The sequence below is a fragment of the Phytobacter sp. V69 genome (assembly GCF_965644215.1).
Classification (GTDB): domain Bacteria; phylum Pseudomonadota; class Gammaproteobacteria; order Enterobacterales; family Enterobacteriaceae; genus Phytobacter.
This window is the reverse complement of record NZ_CBFFRL010000344.1, coordinates 1-2,865: the sequence shown is the minus strand read 5'-3', so window position 1 is coordinate 2,865 and position 2,865 is coordinate 1. Positions and strand designations below refer to the sequence as shown.

1 protein-coding gene is annotated in these 2,865 nt (G+C 53.1%); it reads left to right on the top strand.

Translation table 11 applies throughout. The features are described from left to right. Positions 1–132: 132 nt before the first annotated feature. Positions 133–2,733, top strand: coding sequence for a sigma 54-interacting transcriptional regulator (locus ACSZPU_RS24815; protein WP_499004246.1), 2,601 nt, complete (start codon positions 133–135; stop codon positions 2,731–2,733). Positions 2,734–2,865 lie beyond the last annotated feature (132 nt).

The following is a 2,865-nucleotide window of genomic DNA, read 5'->3' as shown; positions in this document are numbered from 1 at the left end:
GTCATGATAATAGGGCCTTCTGATTAGAAGGCCCTATTATCAATGATTTTTATCCTCGTGACGACACTATCTAGTGTCTAGTGTCGAAAATAAATCGACACTGGGCGCTGCTGGCATTTGTGGGGCGCTGAGATGGCACTGTCCGCCAAAGAAAAACTCTTCCAGAATATTTTAACGCACTATGCGAATCACACGGCGGGTTTTACCGCTCAGGACTGTGCTGACTTCATGCAGGTGAATCGCAGCGTCATTAGCCACTATCTCAATCGGCTGTGTGACGACGGGAAATTACAGAAAGATAATACCCGCCCGGTACGCTTTTTTGTGAACGATGCCGCCACCACCCAACCCCATCGTCCGGTGCTAGTGTCGAAAAGCAGTGACGCCTTCAGTCGACTGATTGGCGCACAGGGGAGTCTCGAGGAGATCGTGTCGCTGTGTCGGTCGGCGGTGGATTACCCCACCAGCGGTCTGCCCATTTTACTGTCCGGGGAGAGCGGGGTCGGCAAAAGTCATCTGGCGTCGCTTATCTGGCAGTACGCCCTGGAGCGCGGCGTGATTTCTACCGACAAACCGTTTATTGAGCTCAACTGCGCGGATTACGCCAATAACCCGGAGCTGCTGTCAGCCACGCTGTTCGGCTACACGCGCGGGGCATTTACCGGCGCGGACCGGGAAAAACCCGGCGCGTTTGATGAAGCGGACGGCGGCTTCTTATTTCTGGATGAGGTGCATCGTCTCTCGACGGAAAATCAGGAGAAGCTCTTTCTGTTTATGGATAAGGGCTACTTTTACCGCCTTGGCGATAACCGCACGCGTCACCCTGCCACGCTGCGCTTTATCTTCGCCACCACGGAAAATATCGACACCGTATTATTAAACACCTTCCGGCGGCGCATTCCGGTGCGCGTTGCGTTACCCAACTACATTTCCCGCCCGCTCACCGAGCGCGTGGCGCAGGTCGAACATTTCCTGCAGGCGGAAGCGGCCAGCCTGAGTCGCGATATCCACCTGGATACCCAGTTAATGCATCAGTTGGTGATGTCCCCGGTGCGCGGCAATATCGGCGAGTTAAAAAATCAGATCAAAGTGATGGCCGCCAGCGCCTGGAGCGAGCAGCAGCAAAGTCCCTTTATCACCTTGCATACGCCGCGTCCCAGCGGGGAGGTGCTGGTGATTGCGGCGAAAGGCAAATCTGCAACGCAGGATATCACCGCCCTGCTCCCGAAAGCGATGCGCGATGACGTTATCTTTCGCGAGTTTTGCCACAGCGGCAATGTGCTGCTGTTAAACCGTAAACTGGAGCAATTGCTGACGATCGTGCATGGTGTCATCGGCCAGGAAAACGTGTTTACGGGCTATATCTGGCAAAACACGATGCATGCCATCAACGAACTGGAAACGCAGACCGGCGTGGAGTGTGGCCAGGAGTTACGCAAGGCCATCTGGCTTTGCCTGATCTGGGCGCTGCACATCACGCACGATGAAGCACAAATCGCAGAACTGCAGGCTGCCACAGACTATGTCTCCTGTAAGGCTCGCCTGCTGGCGGAAAGCTGTGTCGCCTTGCTCAACAAACACGTGACCGATAGCCCTCTGCCCATGCTTTTGCCGTTGCTGAGCTGTGCCCTTAATAAGCTGGCGGGAGAAGACGATGCCATTCAGGGCGTTATCGTCTCGCACGGGCGTTCAACCGCCTCCAGTATCGCCGGTATCGCCAACCAACTGATCGGTGGGTATTATTTCAACGCGTTTGATATGCCGTGGGCTACGTCAACGCGCGACATTATCGATTTGCTGATTGCCCATCTGGCGGCTCTGAAACAAGGGGCGGGGCTCATTATTCTGGTTGATATGGGCTCGCTGAAAGAGATCTACGAAGAGATCAAACTCCATCTGCACGGTGAACTGCTGGTCATTAACAACGTCAGTACGGCCATGGCGCTGGATATCGCCGGGAAAATTCAAAGTCAGCTACCGATGGAAGAGATTATCGAAGGTGTAAAAGGGGCCTATGAAATTGAGACTCGCTATTACGCAGGCGTGCTTCCCGGCAATAAAATCATCATCTCCTGCATCTCGGGCGAAGGGATATCGCGGAAACTGAAAGATATTTTAAGCCGCTACCTGGCCCGGGAAGAGATCGATATCGTCACGATGGAATATGACGATCTGAAATGGAAAATTGCCCGCGCCGACCCGGCCCTGAACGGCACAAGACTCATCATTACCACCACCGATCTGGAGGCAGGCTATATTCCACTGCTGAGCGTCGAACAGCTGATTAAAGAGAAAACGCAGGTGCTACGCCGCGACTATTTTACGGATCTGGTGGTGGAAGGCAGCCTCGAGCCAATGGTGGAAGAAGTGGTGAAACTTTTTACTGTCGAAGGCGTTGCCAGCAGGCTGAATTTCCTCAATCCAGTGATCATCATCAACGAAGTTGAATCGGTCATTAAGCAATACGAGTCCTTTTATAAAATCCATTTCGAAAGTTATCTGCGCATCAATCTCTTTATGCACATCGCCCTGATGATTGAGCGCGTGATGGTCAATACCGGTATGCGCCATCGGGATGACGCCGAATTAGCGCTGGAGCAACAGGCGTTTGTTGCCGTCCATGACACCTTCTTCCAGGCCCTGAACCGTAAATATCATCTCGCCGTGCCGCTCACCGAAGTGCTGATGATTTATGAAATTATGGAGCCGTGGATCACTACCGACTCCGTTTAGGTCAGTTCGTCGCCCGGATAAGCAAAGCACCCGGGCGACATGCGTATGTTCCCTTTCGACGCTAGATAGTGTCGTCACGAGGATAAAAATCATTGATAATAGGGCCTTCTAATCAGAAGGCCCTATTATCAT

Excerpts from the sequence above, each read along its gene's own strand:
- ACSZPU_RS24815 (WP_499004246.1), top strand. The coding sequence starts at position 133 with ATGGCACTGTCCGCCAAAGAAAAACTCTTCCAGAATATTTTAACGCAC.